Annotated in this window: 16 protein-coding genes; 14 read left to right on the forward strand and 2 right to left on the reverse strand. The window is 69.9% G+C overall.

Annotation, left to right across the window (positions count from 1 at the left end):
* Nucleotides 1–8: 8 nt before the first annotated feature.
* The 8 genes from sctS (at nt 9) to WS92_RS06465 (ending at nt 5957) form a co-directional block, all read left to right on the forward strand.
* Nucleotides 9–272, forward strand: a complete 264-nt coding sequence (sctS, locus tag WS92_RS06425; protein WP_006028721.1) for a type III secretion system export apparatus subunit SctS — start codon at nt 9–11, stop codon at nt 270–272.
* Nucleotides 269–1150: a hypothetical protein gene (locus WS92_RS06430; RefSeq protein WP_059932318.1), complete on the forward strand. Its 882-nt coding sequence runs from the start codon at nt 269–271 to the stop codon at nt 1148–1150. The genes sctS and WS92_RS06430 overlap by 4 nt, the downstream gene beginning before the upstream one ends.
* 210 nt (nt 1151–1360) lie before the next feature.
* The gene (gene hrpD5, locus WS92_RS06440; protein ID WP_059932316.1) at nt 1361–2368 is read left to right on the forward strand and encodes an HrpD5 family protein; all 1008 of its coding nucleotides are present in this window, start codon (nt 1361–1363) and stop codon (nt 2366–2368) included.
* A gap of 27 nt (nt 2369–2395) precedes the next feature.
* A complete protein-coding gene (locus tag WS92_RS06445) occupies nt 2396–2647 on the forward strand; it encodes a hypothetical protein (RefSeq protein ID WP_059932314.1) in 252 nt (83 codons plus the stop codon).
* A gap of 176 nt (nt 2648–2823) precedes the next feature.
* Nucleotides 2824–3015, forward strand: a complete 192-nt coding sequence (locus WS92_RS06450; RefSeq protein WP_009915560.1) for a hypothetical protein — start codon at nt 2824–2826, stop codon at nt 3013–3015.
* A 90-nt stretch (nt 3016–3105) separates the two neighbouring features.
* On the forward strand, nt 3106–3561 hold the full coding sequence (locus WS92_RS06455) for a CesT family type III secretion system chaperone (protein ID WP_006028725.1): 456 nt from the start codon (nt 3106–3108) through the stop codon (nt 3559–3561).
* A gap of 346 nt (nt 3562–3907) precedes the next feature.
* Nucleotides 3908–4330 (forward strand): hypothetical protein, encoded by a 423-nt coding sequence (locus WS92_RS06460; RefSeq protein ID WP_059932312.1) that lies wholly within the window; start codon nt 3908–3910, stop codon nt 4328–4330.
* 175 nt (nt 4331–4505) lie between these two features.
* Complete coding sequence (locus tag WS92_RS06465) at nt 4506–5957, forward strand: helix-turn-helix transcriptional regulator (RefSeq protein WP_059932310.1); 1452 nt, start codon at nt 4506–4508, stop codon at nt 5955–5957.
* 126 nt (nt 5958–6083) lie between these two features.
* On the opposite strand, the gene WS92_RS06470 is transcribed toward WS92_RS06465, so the two are convergent.
* Nucleotides 6084–6569 carry an HrpB1 family type III secretion system apparatus protein gene (locus WS92_RS06470; RefSeq protein ID WP_059932308.1) on the reverse strand — a complete coding sequence of 162 codons (486 nt, stop codon included), beginning with the start codon at nt 6567–6569 and terminating at the stop codon, nt 6084–6086.
* 290 nt (nt 6570–6859) lie between these two features.
* On the opposite strand from WS92_RS06470, the gene WS92_RS06475 reads away from it, so the two are divergent.
* The 4 genes from WS92_RS06475 (at nt 6860) to WS92_RS06490 (ending at nt 10994) form a co-directional block, all read left to right on the forward strand.
* Nucleotides 6860–7408, forward strand: a complete 549-nt coding sequence (locus tag WS92_RS06475) for a hypothetical protein (protein ID WP_082743748.1) — start codon at nt 6860–6862, stop codon at nt 7406–7408.
* Nucleotides 7409–7536: 128 nt separating this feature from the next.
* A complete protein-coding gene (locus WS92_RS06480; protein ID WP_059932354.1) occupies nt 7537–8625 on the forward strand; it encodes a sensor histidine kinase in 1089 nt (362 codons plus the stop codon).
* A 36-nt stretch (nt 8626–8661) separates the two neighbouring features.
* A complete protein-coding gene (locus tag WS92_RS06485) occupies nt 8662–9411 on the forward strand; it encodes a response regulator transcription factor (protein ID WP_015602941.1) in 750 nt (249 codons plus the stop codon).
* Nucleotides 9408–10994 (forward strand): secretin N-terminal domain-containing protein, encoded by a 1587-nt coding sequence (locus tag WS92_RS06490; RefSeq protein WP_059932306.1) that lies wholly within the window; start codon nt 9408–9410, stop codon nt 10992–10994. The genes WS92_RS06485 and WS92_RS06490 overlap by 4 nt, the downstream gene beginning before the upstream one ends.
* A gap of 173 nt (nt 10995–11167) precedes the next feature.
* On the opposite strand, the gene WS92_RS06495 is transcribed toward WS92_RS06490, so the two are convergent.
* Complete coding sequence (locus tag WS92_RS06495; protein WP_015603958.1) at nt 11168–12271, reverse strand: type IV pilus twitching motility protein PilT; 1104 nt, start codon at nt 12269–12271, stop codon at nt 11168–11170.
* A gap of 324 nt (nt 12272–12595) precedes the next feature.
* On the opposite strand from WS92_RS06495, the gene WS92_RS06500 reads away from it, so the two are divergent.
* Nucleotides 12596–13093, forward strand: a complete 498-nt coding sequence (locus WS92_RS06500; protein ID WP_059932304.1) for a toxin co-regulated pilus biosynthesis Q family protein — start codon at nt 12596–12598, stop codon at nt 13091–13093.
* Entirely contained in the window at nt 13093–14865 is a 1773-nt protein-coding gene (locus WS92_RS06505) for a PilN family type IVB pilus formation outer membrane protein (RefSeq protein WP_059932302.1), read from the forward strand. Before WS92_RS06500 ends, WS92_RS06505 begins: the two co-directional genes overlap by 1 nt.
* Nucleotides 14866–14876: the final 11 nt, after the last annotated feature.

Raw genomic sequence — 14876 nt, forward strand, 5'->3', positions numbered from 1 at the left:
CTCGCCCGATGGAAATCGACGACCTGATCCGGCTCACGTCGCAAGGCATGATGCTCTGTCTTTACATCTCGCTGCCCATCGTGCTCGTCGCGGCCGCGTCCGGCCTGGCGATCTCGTTTTTGCAGGCGATCACGTCGCTGCAGGAGCAGAGCATCTCTTACGGCGTGAAGCTCATCGCGGTGACGGTGACCGTCGCGATCGCCGGGCCGTGGGCGGCTGCCGAGATCCTGCATTTCGCGCAGCAACTGCTGACCGAGGCGGTGCCGTCATGAGCCGCATCACGCGCGCGACCGCGCACACCCTCCACGCGGCGAGGCATGAACCGCGGCGGCGCCGGCCGGTGCGCGCGCGCGCCGCGACGACCTACGGCAAGTACGGTACGCGCTTCGCGTATTCGAACGGCTATCAGGCGAGCATGATGGCCGCGCGCAACCAGATGCTCGCGAAGCTCAAGGCGCGCACGAAGGCGGCCGTGGCGGGATCGCGCCGCCGCCGCCGCGCGGACAGCCCGGGAGACGCATTCGACGCCGGCGACGAAGCGCCGGCGCCGCACGCGCAGGTCGCGCCGCACGACGAGCACGAGCGCGGCGGGCATGCGGGCGGGCGCGGCGGCGGCAGGCAGCAGCGCGATCAGGACGAGCGCGACGGCGAGCCGGCGACCGTGTCCGCGCTGCCGCGCGTGCGCGCGCGGACGGCATCCGCGCCGTTCCCCGCGCAACACGCGCTGCGCGACATCGCGCGCACGCTCGCGGACGGCGCGCAGCGCGAGCAGGCGCTGCGGCATCTGTGGGCCGACACGCTGCTCCAGCTCGGCCGGCGCGTCGATGCGCAGCCCGACGCGCACATCACGGCCGCGCTGCTGAATCACCACGCGGACCTGCTCGCCGCCCGCTTGCGCACGGGGCCGTGGACGCCGAGCGGCTGGAGCGGCGTGAAGCAACTGCTGCTCGACGCGATGCGCAGCGAGGGCGGCGCGCCGCGCGACACGTCGGTCGCGCGCGGCGAGCGTGCGCGCACGCACTACCTGCTGCTGCCGCTCCTCGTGTTCAACGCGGAGCGGCCGTCGACGAACGTGCAGCTCGCCCGCGCGATCGCGAGCGTCGAGACGCTGCGCGGCGGCATGGCTGCCGCGCGGCGGCCGCGATCGTGAGCGCGGGCGTCGCGATGAGCGCGGCGCTTCGCAAACGCGGCGGCGAATTCGCGCGGCGAACGGACCGCGTTGCCGCATCGAACTATTCTGGCTGCATGGATGAACGATGCGGCGCGATCGAAGCGGCGCACCGTTCTCGATCGATTCTCTCGATTTGCTCGAATCGATCGATGCGAATGAACCACACGACGCAAGGATGAGGAGCGACCGATGAAGCTGCTGCGGATCCTGACCGGCCTGCACGCCGGCGCGGAAATCGCGCTCGACGCGGGGGAGCACCGGATCGGCGCGGGCGACGACGCGGAGGTTCGCATCACCGACTGGTGCGACGGCGACCTGCTGCTGTCGATCGACGCGCAGGGCGCGACGCGCGCGCGGCGCGCGGCGAGCGTGCCGCCCGAGACGGCGGCGGACCCGTTCGATGCGGACGGCTCGCCGCTCCTGATGCTCGACTTCGTGCCGGTGCCGTTCGGCGAAACCGCCCTGTGCGTCGGGCCTGCGGACGGCGCATGGCCGAGCGATCTCGAACTGCTTGCGACGCTATGGGCGCCGCCGCCCGGCGCCGATGCGGCGCGGCGCGGCGCGCAGCGCAAGCTCGCCGCGTGCGCGGCGGCGGGCGGCGCGCTCGTCGCCGGGCTGCTCGCGATGGGCGCGATGCTCGCGAGCGCGCATCCGGGCGCGCCGCCGGCGGTCGAGACCATCGGCGCGCTCGCGAACCGCGTGGGCGGGGAGCTGAAGCGCGCGGGCTACGCGGAGCTGCACGCGGCGCCGCGCGGCGCGATGGTGGCCGTCACCGGAATGGTCGCGACGCCCGCCGACGACCTCGCTGCGCGCAAGCTGCTCGAGCGCCTCGCGGCGCACCGCGTCGAGCGGCAGTACGACGTCGCGCAGGACGATGCGCAAAGCATCGGCGAGTCGCTCGGCACGTCGGGCACATCGGGCGCGACGGTCGCGTATGCGGGGCAGGGGCGCTTTCGGGTGTCGGGCGTCGTGCCGGATCTCGCGCAGTTGCGCGCGGCGGTCGAGCGGGTGCGCGCGGACGTCGGGCCGAACGTGCGCGCGATCGAAGTCGACGCGCGCCAGTCCGGCGACGCGCCCGTGCCCGTCGCTTACTCGGGCATGCTCGAGATCGGCGACGTGCGCTACATCGAGACGCCGGACGGCGTGAAGCACGTGTTTGCGGGCGCGCCGGCCGACGGCGCGCCGGAGCTCAACTGACGGGACTCAACTGACGGGAGAAGCGGCATGTACGAAGCATTGGAGCGGGCGGCGGAGGAATTCGGATCGCTCGAGCGGGCGCTCGCGGCGCCCGACGCGGCCGCGCGGATCGGCGCGATTCGCCACGCGCTCGGCGAGACGGCCGAGCGCGTGAGCGCGGCCACCACGCACGCGGGGAGCGATTACGAGCGCGACGCGATGCAGAAGATCTATCGCGGGCTGCTCGCCGCGCAGCGAATCGTCGCGACGCTGCACGAGTCGAACGCGACGGCCGCCTGACGGCCACGGTTTCGCCGCGCAGCGTGCGGCGGCTAACGGAGCGGCGCGAGCCGTTCCGGACGATGCCGCACGCTGCGCGGCAAAAAAGCGGCGGGCCGCGCGATGGGCAACAAGCGGCGGTTGCGCCGGATCTTTGTCGATGCGTGTACGCACGCACTATCTAAGGAGTGTTGACTATGAGCATGATTAATACGGCGTTGCAGGCTGGCGGAGCTGTGTTGAATTCAGGCGCCAGCGCCGATGCGGGCATCGCGGCGATGAAACAGATGGCTCAGGATCAAATGAAGATGACGATCGCACAGTCGGAAATGGAAGTGCAAAAGGCTGCCGTCGGCCTGATGCAAAAAGGCGCGGAGAAGATCCAGTAAGTTGGCCGCTGCTCGCCGGGTGTCGGACAGCCGGCGCTTCGTGCGCCGGCTGTTTTTTTGCCGCGTGCCGGATTCCGGAACGGAATAGCCATGAGCCAGGAACGCTACGAGAAAGTCATCGCCGAGGTGTGCGCGATCGTCGATTTGCCGGATGTCGACCATGTGCTCGACACGCGCTCGATCGAGGTCGAAGGCTTCGACGTGCGGCTCGAACACTTCGAAGACGATCCGGATTCGATGTACGTGAACTTCCATTATGGAATCGTCAGCGCGGGCCGCACGCTCGCGGTGTACCGGCTGCTGCTCGAGGCGAACCTGTTGATCTACGCGCAGGACCAGGCGCAGCTCGGGATCGACGCGGACACGGGCAGCATCGTGCTGCTGATGCGTTTGCCGCTCACGCCCGACGTGACCGGCGAGACGCTCGCCGATCTGTTCGCGCATTACGCGGAACACGGGCGCTACTGGCGGCAGAACATCATCGAATCGGGCGACGAGATGTTCAACGGGATCGCGTCCGGCGAGTATTTCTGGCTGCGGGTGTAGCACGCGCCATTTATCAACAAGTTCTTCGAGGTCACTCAAAATGGGAAATTGCATCAGTAACGACGGTACTCATTCAGGTCGCGTAAGCGGCGATTACCAGGAGTCTCATGAGCTGACAAGGCCAACCCGGTCCGATGCTCGTCGCCCGCCGCGACGCACGACGGCCGGCCCGGTTGCCGGTCTCGGTGCGCGTTCGCGCGCAGCGCCTCCGCCACGACTTCGGGCCGCAGAGGGGGGGCATGGCACGCTGCACGGGTGGATCGAGGCCATCAACCATTCCGCGCGCTCGGCGCGGCCTATAAGCGTCGCAGACATTCAAAGCCGAGACGTTCCGATCCCTCCGACGGTGTACCGCGCTGCGAGGGACGACGCAGACGATATCGCGGAAAACGGCGTTCCCAGCGGCCGGTCTCGTCACCAGACCGACGACGAATATCTCGCGGACATCATTCGCCATACCGCACGCACAGGCGGCAGCGGGGGGCAGGTGCCATCGTTCAGTGCGAATCAGGCGACGTCATCGCGCTTCCTTAGACCGGGTATCGGAATGTCGTTTGTCACGGTCGACACGACCCGCGATCCGCGGGGATTTCGCACGGCGGCCAACATCCTTCTGCATGATGCCGAGCGCCTGGTGCAGCAACGGCTTGTTAGCCCGGGCACGGTCGCACGAGCGATCGAGAAACTTGTCGACGAGAACGAGAGCGAGGTTTTTTATGTACGTGGAAACGTACCGCACTCGATGATTCAGAGCGCCTCGGCGCGATGAGCCGCGGCTGGACCGCAATCGTAACGGAACGTCACAAACTGCTGCGCGGATCCGGCTCGAACGAGACGATGACGGCACGCATCCACGCCCGGCGCGTCGCGAAAAACGCGGCGCCCGGCGCGCGGATCGGGCTTGAACACTTCGTATTCGACACCGTTTGCCGAGAGGACCCGCCATGTTTTCGACACTCTATTTCGCTACCGCCGCCGCGCTCGCCAACCCGTCGTCGCATGACGCTTACGTTGCCCGCGTGCTCGACGGCCGCTTCTCCGAAGCATCCGCGCTCGTCGCCGCGCGCTGCGACGGCGAGCCGGGCGGCATCGCCGCCGACGTGCGCGACATCCACGCGTATGCCGACATCCAGCTCGTGCTCGGCCGCTTCGAGGAGGCCGAGGAAACGTTCCGCCGCGCGCAGAAGCTGCTGCGCGAATCGCGCGACCAGACGCGCGTGATGACCTGCCGCAACGCGAGCTGGCAGGCATTCTTCCAGAATCGCTTCGGCGTCGCGCAGGCGGGCTTCCAGCGCATCGCCGACGATCGCACGGCGAGCGGCGAGCAGAAGCTCGAAAGTCTGATCGGCGCGTGTGTCGTCATGCACCACCTGGGCCGCGCGGAAGACGCGATGGCGGCGCTCGATGCGCTCGACGCGGCCGCGCGCGACGCCGTCGATTCGCGTTGGCTGCAACTCGCGCGCGCGCTGCGCACGGATCTGCTGCTGCAATACCAGATCGGCCGGGCCGACGCGCTCGGCGATCACGTGTACTGGCGCTCGGCGCTCGCCGATCTGCCGCCCGCGGCGTTCGTCGATGCGGGCGCGGGCGCGGACGAGGCGGCGGCCGGCGGCCCGCAGGTGCCGCTGTTGCGGATGCGCGTCGGCTACATGCGGGAGGTGAGCGCGCTCGCGCTCGGCGATCATTCGGCGCTCGCGCGGATCGATGCGCATGTCGGCTGGTGCGCGCAGCGCGGCATCGCCGACTATCAGCGCAGCGTGCGGCTCGAGGCGGCGCTCGCCGCGCTCGCCGGCCACGCGCCGAACGTCGCCGATGCGATGATCGCGCCGTATCGCGACGCCGCGGCCCGCTGCGGCACGCACGTGCGCTGGACGCTCGACTATCTGTATTGCGCGGCGAAGGTCCGCGAACAGCAGGGGCGGATTCGCGAATCGTCGGCGCTGTATGCGCGCTATGCGCTCGCGTCGGTGCGGCACGTGCGTTCCGACGGCGCGGCGCTGGCGCCCGCGCTCGCGATCGCGCGCTGCGGCACGCATGCGGCCGCGCCGAGCGACGACGTCAGCGCGCGGCTGCCCGGCAAGTACCGGCGCGCGTATCGCTATCTGATGGAGCGGCTCGATCAGCGCGACCTGTCGGTGCGCGAGATCGCCGCGCACATCGACGTGACCGAGCGCGCGCTGCAGGCGGCGTTCAAGACCTATCTCGGGCTGTCGCCGAGCGAGTTGATCCGTCGGCAGCGGATGGAGCGGATTCGCGGCGAGCTGCTGTCCGACTCGCCGCGGACCGCGAGCGTGCTCGAGATCGCGAGCCGCTGGGGCATCCAGCACCGGTCGACGCTCGTCAACGGTTATCGGCGAATGTTCGACGAGGCGCCTTCGCAGACGTTCGACCGGTGACGTCGCGGCGGCGGCGCGCATCGAGGCATGCGCTGCCGCCCGGCGGCGTGAACGGACGGCGGGCCCGAACGGGTGCGCTTGAACGAGTGCGCTTGAACGACGCGTGAACCCGTACCCGCCCCGTCCTCACCCCATCCCGCTCGCATGCACGCGCCGCGCCCACTGATACCGATCGAGCCGCAGCAGTTGCGAGATGCGCGCGGCGACGTCGTCGTCATGCGCGCCTGCGTCGTTCGCGCGCTCGTTCACGTCGAGAAACCGGCCGACGAGCACCGTCGACGCGCGATCGCCCGACAGCAGCACGGTCTGCGCATAGCGCCGCCAGTCGTCGTCCTGCAGCGCGTACAGGCACCAGCTCTGCAGCGCCGCGCACAGCGGCGTGCCGCGCTCCTGTTCCTCGAGCGTGCGCAGGATGTGCAGCGCGCCGATCCAGTCGCGCCGGCTGATCCGCAGCCGCACGTCGCACAGGTCGACCGCGGCGTTGCGCGGCTGCAAGATGCGCAGCGCGAGCAGCAGTTCGTCGAGGTCCGCGTGCGCGCTCGCGCGCAGCCCGGCCGAAAAGACCGAGAGCAGCGCGCGCAGGGCGGCCTTGTTGCACGGTTTGATCGCCATGTCGGTGCGATGCGTCGAGAAAAGATGATCCGTCGACGATGATCGCCGTCGCGCGCGTGCACGCGGCCGTCGCGCGCGAAGCGGCATCGCGCGCGACGAAGCGCTGCGTGCCGCGCGGCGGCGGCGCGCACCCCGCCGCCGGTCGTTTCGGGCGCCGCGACGCCGCTTCGCGCGCTTTGCGGCGCGCACGGACGCGCTGCCTAAGCTTGTCGTCGAACCGCGGGCGCACCAGGGCCGTGCGCGTTCTTTTTCCTTTCCCTCAGTCGATGCACATTCATAGCGAGACGATCATGAGCGTTAACGGCATTTCGAACCAGACTCTCAATCCGACGCAGTACTCACCCTCGTCGACGTCGTCGAGCAGCCGCGATCAGAAGATCGAGGAACTGCTCCACGAAATCGAAGACCTGCTGATGCAGGGCGATTCGGGCGACGGCGACGATTCGACCGTCGGCAGCGATTCGGACAACAACCCGCCGGCCGGCAACCGCGGCGCGACGAACAACGCGGCCGTGCCGGCGGGCAACCAGCCGGGCCAGGGCCTGCACGACGTGAAGCTGAACACGAAGGCGGGCGGCGAGGCGCTGCATCTGCAGGAAGACTCGCAGGGCAACCTGTACAACGGCAGCGGCAATTCGGTCGGCGTCGTCGACAAGAACGGCAACGTCACGCTGAATTCGGGCGCGACGAAGGAGCTCCAGCGCCTCGAGACGGGCGGCAGCCACGATCTGTCCAACTTCGCGAACGTCGGCAAGCGCGGCGCGGGCGGCAACATCGAGTTCACAGCCGACGAAGTGACGGTGAGCGCGGGCGACCTGAACCAGAAAAACGACTTCTGACCGCGCGGGCGGCGCGGCGGCACTGGACAAGCACTTTCGAATCGGTCCACACTGCGCGCTTGCGCCGCCGCGTCGCGGCCCGTCCAATCATTCGCGGATTCCGACGTCCGCCGGAGTCGATCTTGAGCGTGTCGCAACGGGCCGATGCCCGAATTTTCGAGGTGATGCAGGCCCGGCAGCCGTGGGGCACGCTCGCGCTCGACCACGACGGCGCGATCGTCGCCGCCACCGCGCGCGCGCACGCGCTCCTCGGCCGCCCGCTGCGCGCCGGGCTGCCGCTCGCCGCCGTGCTCGGCGACGCGGCGCCCGCGGATTGCGCCGCGCTCTTCGACACGCTCGAACAAGGCTTCGAATTCGAAACCGACGAAGCGATCCTGTGGCTCACGCTGCAGCCGGTCGAGCACGATCCGGCGATCGCGGCGACGGTCTCGGTCGCCGACGTCACGCCGCTGCGCCGCGCGCTCGACGAGCGCGTCGCGTCGCTGCGCTTTCTTGCGCACGATCTGCGTTCGCCGCAGAATTCGATTCTCGCGCTGACCCAACTGCACGACGCCGATCCCGATGGGTTCGCCGCGTGCGGCGGGATCGAGCGGATCGGGCAGCTCGCGCGGCACGCGCTGCTGCTCGGCCAGGACTACCTCGTCGCGTCGGCCGCGGACGATCTGCGGCAGCGCCATTTCGTGCGCTTCGACCTGCGCGCGATGCTGCGCGAGCTCGTGCCGAAACTCGAAGTGAGCGCCGTCTATCGCGGCGTCGCGTTGCAGCTCTGGCTCGACGACGCCGCGCCGCTATGGCTGCGCGGCGCGCGCGTGTTCGTCGCGCGCGCGTTGCAGAACCTGATCGACAACGCGGTGCAGGCGTCGCGGCAGGGCGCGCGCGTCGAGATCCGGCTGCACGTGCGCGATGCGCACGCGGAGGTGACGATCCGCGATTGGGCGGGCGGCTTGCCGGGCCTCGCGGCGGATGGGCGGATGACCGATTTCGCGCCGCTCGCCAAGCGTGGATCGAGCGGCTCGATGGGCTTCGGCCTCGGGCTGCAGCTCGCCGCGCAAGTGGTGGCCGCGCATGCGGGCGCGCTGTACGCCGAATCGAATCGTGGCGTCGGCACGACGTTCGTGATGCGTGTGCCGGTGCTCGCGCCGGCGGCCGGCGCCGCGCCGCGGGCCGTGCCGGACGGCGTCGCGCGCTGGCGCGCGAGCGTCGCGCCGGATGGCTGAGCCCGTTTTTTTCGCTTGACGTTCCTTATTCTTGCGATGTCCGAACCGAACATGCAGCGCACCGTGCAGCAGCCCAAGCAGATCGTCGTCGTCGAGGACGATCCGGTGCAGCGCACGCTGCTCGTCACCTGGCTCAAGGCCGAGGGCTACCGCGTCGCGGCGTTCGACGACGGGCTCGACGCGCGCCGCTTTCTCGGCGAGAGCTGGGCCGATCTGCTGCTGCTCGACTGGGACCTGCCCGGCATGACGGGCGAGCGGCTGCTCGCATGGGTGCGCGGCCGCGCGCGCTCGATCGTCCCGGTGATCTTCCAGACCGTGCATTCGGACGAAGAGGACATCGTGAAGATCCTGGACGCCGGCGCGGACGATTTCCTCATCAAGCCGCTCGAAAAGCAGACGCTGCTCGCGCGCGTGCGCGCGCTGCTGAGGCGCTTCGCGGCGCTCTCCGCCGATAGCGCTCGCATGCGGCTCGGCGGCTACCTGCTGTCGCGCGCGACGCTGACCGTGTCCGGCGGCGGCGCGTCGCACGCGTTCAGCGCGAAGGAATTCGACATTCTCTGGCATCTGGCCGAGCATCCGGGCGCCGTCGTGCAGCGGCAGGATCTGCTGCGGCTCGTCTGGGGCGCGGACGCGTCCGCGCAGACCCGCACGGTCGACATGTACGTGAGCCGCCTGCGCAGCCGGCTGAAGGCGGCGGGCATCGGCTGGACCGTGCATGCGGCTTACGCGACCGGCTATCGCCTGAATCTGGGCGCGGACGCGGAAACGGCGGATCATCCATCGTGACGCCGCGCGCGGCCGCGTCGGCTGCCGCCGTGGCGCTCGCGCTCGCGCTCGCGAGCCATGCGCCGGCGCTGCACGCGGTGCCGCTCGCGTGGCCGCTCGCGCGCTTCGACTATCGCGTCGGGCCGGTGAGCGCCGCCGTCGCGTTGAGCGAGCTGAGCCGCCGGTCCGGCGTCGCAATCGACGTCGACGCGCACGCGCCATGCCGGCTCGACGTGCGCGATGCGTTGCCGCCGCAGCGCTTCGTCGACTGGGTCGCGCGCACGTGCGGGCTCGCGTCGTATTACGACGGCGCGGTGTTGCAGCTCGTCGCACCCGATGCGTTCGAGCGCGCGGCGGTGCGGCTCAATTACGCGACGCCCGCCGAGCTGCGCGCGACGCTCGCGCGGCAGCGGATCGTCGACAGGCGCTTTCGGCCCGGCTACGACGACGCGGCGCGGATCGTGCGCGTGGCCGGCCCGCCGCGCTATGTTGCGCTCGTGCTCGCAGCCGCGCGCGCGCTCGACGAGGCGGCGCAGGCGCGCGTGCGCACCGAGACGCGCGCGTTCCCGCTGCGTGCGCGCACGGCGGCCGACCGCGTCGCGCGCGGCGATGGGGATGGGGGGAGCGATGCGCCGCTGCCGGGGCTCGCGACGCGGTTGCGCCGCCGGCTCGAGCAGGACGGCGCCGCGCGGCGCGCAGTGCCGGGCGTGCGCGAATTCACCGCATCGTTGCCGATCGTCGACGCGGACGCACGCTCGAACACCGTGCTGATCCGCGACGCGCCCGCGCGGCTTGCGCGCGACGCGCGGCTCGTCGCGCAGCTCGATACGCTGCCCGCGTCGATCCGGATCGACGCGTTCGGCGTGACGCTCGCGCCCGCGCAGCTCGACGCGCTCGGGCTGCGGTGGCGCGACGACGCGCAGGCTTCGGGGGCGCCGCGCGCGGCGGGCGATGCGCCCGTATTGCCTGTATTGCCCGAATCGCCCGAATCCACCAGCGCATCCGCGCCGCGCGTCGCGATCGCGTCCGCGCCGGACGGCTGCGCGGCGACGCGCGCGCGCATCGCCGCGCTCGCCGCGCACGGCGACGCGTCGATCGACGCCGACGGCTCGACGCTGACGCTTCCCGACGGCAGCGCGGACTTCGGCCGGCTGCGGCTGGCGTTCGTCGCGTCGGGCGACGGCGACGCGCGGTCGCTCGATGCACAGCGCAACGGTTTCGCGATGCGGGTCACGCCGCACGAGACCGCGCAGCCGGACCGCTATGCGCTCGACATGCGGATCGTCGAGCGCTGGGCCGACGGCGCCGGCCGCGCGGCCGGCGCGTCGTCGCGTGAAACCGTGTCCGGCGTGACGCTCGCGGCGGGGGAATGCGCGGCAATCGCGCTGCCGCTTGCCGCGGGGCGCGGCGAGCAGCGGCTCGTGCTGGTGACGCCGCGCGCGATGCCGGCCGATCCGGCGCGCGTGCCGCCGCCGGCATCGCCGAGCGCGCCGGCCGCGGCACGCCCGCGCACGGCGTCACGCGCGCATCCGCCGGTGCCGCCGCTTTCGCCGCCGCTCGACGGCCTCGGCCTCAGGACGCAGACACGCCTGCTCGGCAATTGATGCGAATCCCGCCCATTATTAAACGGCCATCGCGCACGATTCAGGTGCGCGATGGCAATCGTCTTTTGAAATTAATGTGGCCAGTCGATTAACACGGCGATTCGGCTTGTTTATATGATTTTTTTTCGACTTTAGACCGGCGTATAAAAATGCCAGATCGGCTCCGCGCACGGCTAGCGATTGACAATGGACTGCATCATTTCATGCAGTTCGAGCCGATTGTAAGTTGCCCGTAACGCGTCTTTCGTCGTGATCCGGTTGCGGGCCGCGAGCGCGGCGAGATCGTCGTTCAGCGAGCGCGACATGTTGTCCTCCCGGCGCCGCAGGAACTCGTTGACGAGATGCAGCTTCGTCGGATCGGCGATCAGCTTCGCGACCTGGTTGTTGTTGTTGAACAGCAGCTCGCTCGCGAGCACGAGGCTCTCGCCGTCCGCGCTCGGCACGAGGCTCTGGCAGACGATGCCGATCAGCGATTCGGCGAGCGCGACCGCGTGCCGGTCGCGCTCGCCGGCCGGAAAGAACGACAGCAGCTTGTTGAGCGCGCTGACCGCGCTGCCCGTGTGCATCGTCGCGAGCACGAGGTGGCCGGATTCGCCCGCCTGCAGCAGCGTGTCGGCCGTCTGCGCGTCGCGCACCTCGCCCACCATCACCACGTCCGGCTTCTGCCGCAGCGCCTCGCGCAGCCCGTGCGGGAAATTCGGCGTGTCGGTCGGCACTTCGCGTTGCGAAATGATCGACTGGCGGCGCTCCAGATAGTATTCGATCGGCTCCTCGATCGTGACGATATGCGTGTTGCGCGTCGCGTTGACGTGCTCGAGCAGCGACGCGATCGTCGTCGTCTTGCCCGAGCCCGTCGGGCCCGTGACGAGGATGATGCCCTTCGTGTTGTCGAGCATCGAGCGCACATACACGGGCAGGCCGAGTTCCTCGAGCGGCAGCGGCTTGAGCGGCAGCCGGCGCATCGAGATCACGATCTTGCGGCCGCCGCCCGCGCGATACACGTGGCAGCGCAGCCGGCAGCGCGTGAGGACGAACGGGCGGTCGAGCGTGCCCTGACGCAGCGCGCTCTCCCAGTGCTCGTCGATCGCGTCGAGCAGCGGGCGCATGTCGTCGAGGAGTACCGGTTCCTCGCTCGTCTCGACCCAGCCGCGCGGCGTCTTGATCGTGACGGGGCGGTCCTGCTCGATGTGGATGTCGGTGAACATCTGCTTCAGATCGATCAGGCCGAGCACTTCGCTCGCGAGATCGCGCATCGGGGCGGCGGCATGCTGGTTCATCTTGGCGATTCGAATGAATGGAATGGGCGGCGCATTGCGGTGGAGCATTGCGCGCGGCGATTGGGAAATTGAATGGTCTATTGAATTTTGCACGTCAACTAGCTTTTGTCAAACTGTTCGGGGTATATTTGCCGCGCAATAATCAATTCAATAATGCGACTGCGTGCGCAGACCTATTATGTAAAGCCGAGGTAATCCAGGGTTCGGAAAGCCATTTCCGGCCGCGAGGGCAGTCCGACGCGTCGGGCGCGGCATCCGGGAACGTCGGGCGGCCAAGCGCGAGGGCCAGCGGCGCAAGGCAGCAGTCGAGTAACGAGGAAAATCATGATGCACGGCGCCACGGTCGCCGCGGCCGCGTTCATCGCGATCGCGCTTCTTGCAACCGATTGCGCGGCGAGCGGTCCGCCCGCCGGCACCGATCCGGCATCGGGCGGCTCGTTCGCCGAGCGTTTCGATCACGCACCGCTGACGGCGCCGCGCGTCGATGTGTTTCGCGCGCCATCGCCGGCCGCGTCGACCGCGCCATCCGCGCCGCAGCCGACTGCGGACATGTCCGTTCAGGACATGCCCACGTGGGACGTGCGCGCCTCCGACGGCACGATTCGCGGCGTTTTGTCCCGATGGGCGAGCGCGGCGGGCTGGCAGCTCGTCTGGGATGCGCCCGTCGATTTCAGCGTCGATGCGCAGGCGACGCTGCGCGGCTCGTTCGAGGATGCGCTGCAAGCGCTCGTCGCGAGCCTCGGCCGTACGTCGACGCCGATCCAGGCGATTCTCTATCGAGGCAATCACGTGTTGCGCGTCGTCGCGCAAGGAGCGGGCTGATGCGTGTCTTTTTCGCCGTTTCATTGCTGGCCGCCGCATGGCTCGCCGGCTGCACCGGGCTTCGCGGCGGCATCGAGCGTGACGCGCGGCGCGATTCGAACGAATCCGGCGCGCTCTTCAAGCGCGCCTCCGACGGCGACAACAACGTGCACGCGCTCGCGCCCGTCGTCGTCGACAACGGGCTGTGGGTGTCGGCGGGCGCCGTCAAGCTGCGCAGCAGCGAGCAGTTGCCGCCGCTGTTCGACGAGCCGGCGTCGTTCGACCGCGCGGTCTCTTCGTTATCCGAATTCGCCGAGCAGATCTCGCGGCTGACCCAGGTGCCGACGCAGGTCGCCGCGAGCGCGCAGCAGGCGGCCGCGCGTGCGCAGCGCGGTGGCGGCGCGGAGGGCGCCGCGCGCGGCGCGCCCGCGTTTCTCGACGCGGCGGGCGGGCGTTCGGTGCCGCCGCTGCCGTCCGGCATGCCGGGCGGCGCGTCGGCGGGCGGCGGCAAGGCGGGCGGCAGCGGCGCGGGCGCGGACGCGGACGGCGGCGGCACGTCGTTCGCGCCGGTGCGCATTCTGTACGCGGGCGGCACGCTGAGCGGCCTGCTCGACGCGGCGTGCGCGCGCTTCGGCGTCTTCTGGAAATACGAGCAGGGCGCGATCCGCTTCTTCTTCACCGATACCCGCACATTCCAGGTCAACGCAATTCCGGGCGATTCGTCGCTGAACGCGTCGGTCGTGAGCGGCGCGACGAGCGACGGCACGTCGGGCGGCTCGCAGTCGGGCGGCTCGGGCGGCTCGGGCGGCGGCCTCAACGGCGCGAGCTCCGGCACGACTGGCCTCACCGCGAACAACACGGCGAACACGGCGGTGAACTCGCAGCTATCGGTGTTCAACGGCCTGCAGAGCGCGATCCAGTCGATGCTCTCGCGCTACGGCAGCTCGGTCGCGTCGCCCGCGACGGGCTCGATCTCGGTGACCGACACGCCCGACGTGCTCGAGCGCGTCGCCGCGTTCATGGCGCAGCAGAACCGCTCGCTGTCGCGGCAGGTGCTGCTCAACGTGACCGTGCTCAGCGTGTCGCTGAAGGCGGGCGACGCATACGGGATCGACTGGAGCCTCGTCTACAAGACGATGTCGGCGGGATTCAACATCACGAATCCGTTCAATCCGGTGTCGCTGACGAATCCGGCCGATCTGTCCGCAACCGTGCTCAGCCCGACGAGCCGCTTCAACGGCACGAAGCTGCTGATTCGCGCGCTGTCGCAGCAGGGCACCGTGCGGCGCAAGACGTCGGCGTCGGTCACGACGCTGAACAACCAGCCGGTGCCCGTGCAGGTCGCGACGCAGACGGGCTACCTCGCGTCGGTGTCGACGACGAACACCGCGAACGTCGGCTCATCGACGGCGCTCACGCCGGGCACCGTGACGACGGGCTTCAACATGACGCTGCTGCCGCACGTGCTCGACGACGGCACCGTGATGCTGCAGTTCTCGACGAACATCTCGTCGCTGCTCGAGCTGAAGGAAGTGTCGAGCAGCACCGGCGGCAGCGGCGAGGCGCGGATCCAGACGCCCGACGTCGACATGCGCAACTTCCTGCAGCGCGTCGCGATGAAGTCGGGCGAGACGCTCGTCATCAGCGGCTACGAAGGCACGAACGATTCGCTCGACGAGCGCGGCGTCGGCACGCCGAAGATGATCGCGCTCGGCGGCGGCTACGAGGCGCAGCGCGCGCGCGAGGTGATCGTGATCCTGATCACGCCCGTCACGCAGCGCGGCGGCGCGTAACGGAGCCGGCG

It is taken from the genome of Burkholderia sp. MSMB1588 (assembly GCF_001546925.1).
In the GTDB taxonomy this organism is placed as follows: Bacteria; Pseudomonadota; Gammaproteobacteria; order Burkholderiales; family Burkholderiaceae; genus Burkholderia; species Burkholderia humptydooensis.

Excerpts from the sequence above, each read along its gene's own strand:
- sctS (WP_006028721.1), top strand. The coding sequence starts at position 9 with ATGGAAATCGACGACCTGATCCGGCTCACGTCGCAAGGCATGATGCTC.
- WS92_RS06430 (WP_059932318.1), top strand. The coding sequence starts at position 269 with ATGAGCCGCATCACGCGCGCGACCGCGCACACCCTCCACGCGGCGAGG.
- hrpD5 (WP_059932316.1), top strand. The coding sequence starts at position 1,361 with ATGAAGCTGCTGCGGATCCTGACCGGCCTGCACGCCGGCGCGGAAATC.
- WS92_RS06445 (WP_059932314.1), top strand. The coding sequence starts at position 2,396 with ATGTACGAAGCATTGGAGCGGGCGGCGGAGGAATTCGGATCGCTCGAG.
- WS92_RS06450 (WP_009915560.1), top strand. The coding sequence starts at position 2,824 with ATGAGCATGATTAATACGGCGTTGCAGGCTGGCGGAGCTGTGTTGAAT.
- WS92_RS06455 (WP_006028725.1), top strand. The coding sequence starts at position 3,106 with ATGAGCCAGGAACGCTACGAGAAAGTCATCGCCGAGGTGTGCGCGATC.
- WS92_RS06465 (WP_059932310.1), top strand. The coding sequence starts at position 4,506 with ATGTTTTCGACACTCTATTTCGCTACCGCCGCCGCGCTCGCCAACCCG.
- WS92_RS06470 (WP_059932308.1), bottom strand. The coding sequence starts at position 6,569 with ATGGCGATCAAACCGTGCAACAAGGCCGCCCTGCGCGCGCTGCTCTCG.
- WS92_RS06475 (WP_082743748.1), top strand. The coding sequence starts at position 6,860 with ATGAGCGTTAACGGCATTTCGAACCAGACTCTCAATCCGACGCAGTAC.
- WS92_RS06485 (WP_015602941.1), top strand. The coding sequence starts at position 8,662 with ATGTCCGAACCGAACATGCAGCGCACCGTGCAGCAGCCCAAGCAGATC.
- WS92_RS06495 (WP_015603958.1), bottom strand. The coding sequence starts at position 12,271 with ATGAACCAGCATGCCGCCGCCCCGATGCGCGATCTCGCGAGCGAAGTG.
- WS92_RS06500 (WP_059932304.1), top strand. The coding sequence starts at position 12,596 with ATGATGCACGGCGCCACGGTCGCCGCGGCCGCGTTCATCGCGATCGCG.
- WS92_RS06505 (WP_059932302.1), top strand. The coding sequence starts at position 13,093 with ATGCGTGTCTTTTTCGCCGTTTCATTGCTGGCCGCCGCATGGCTCGCC.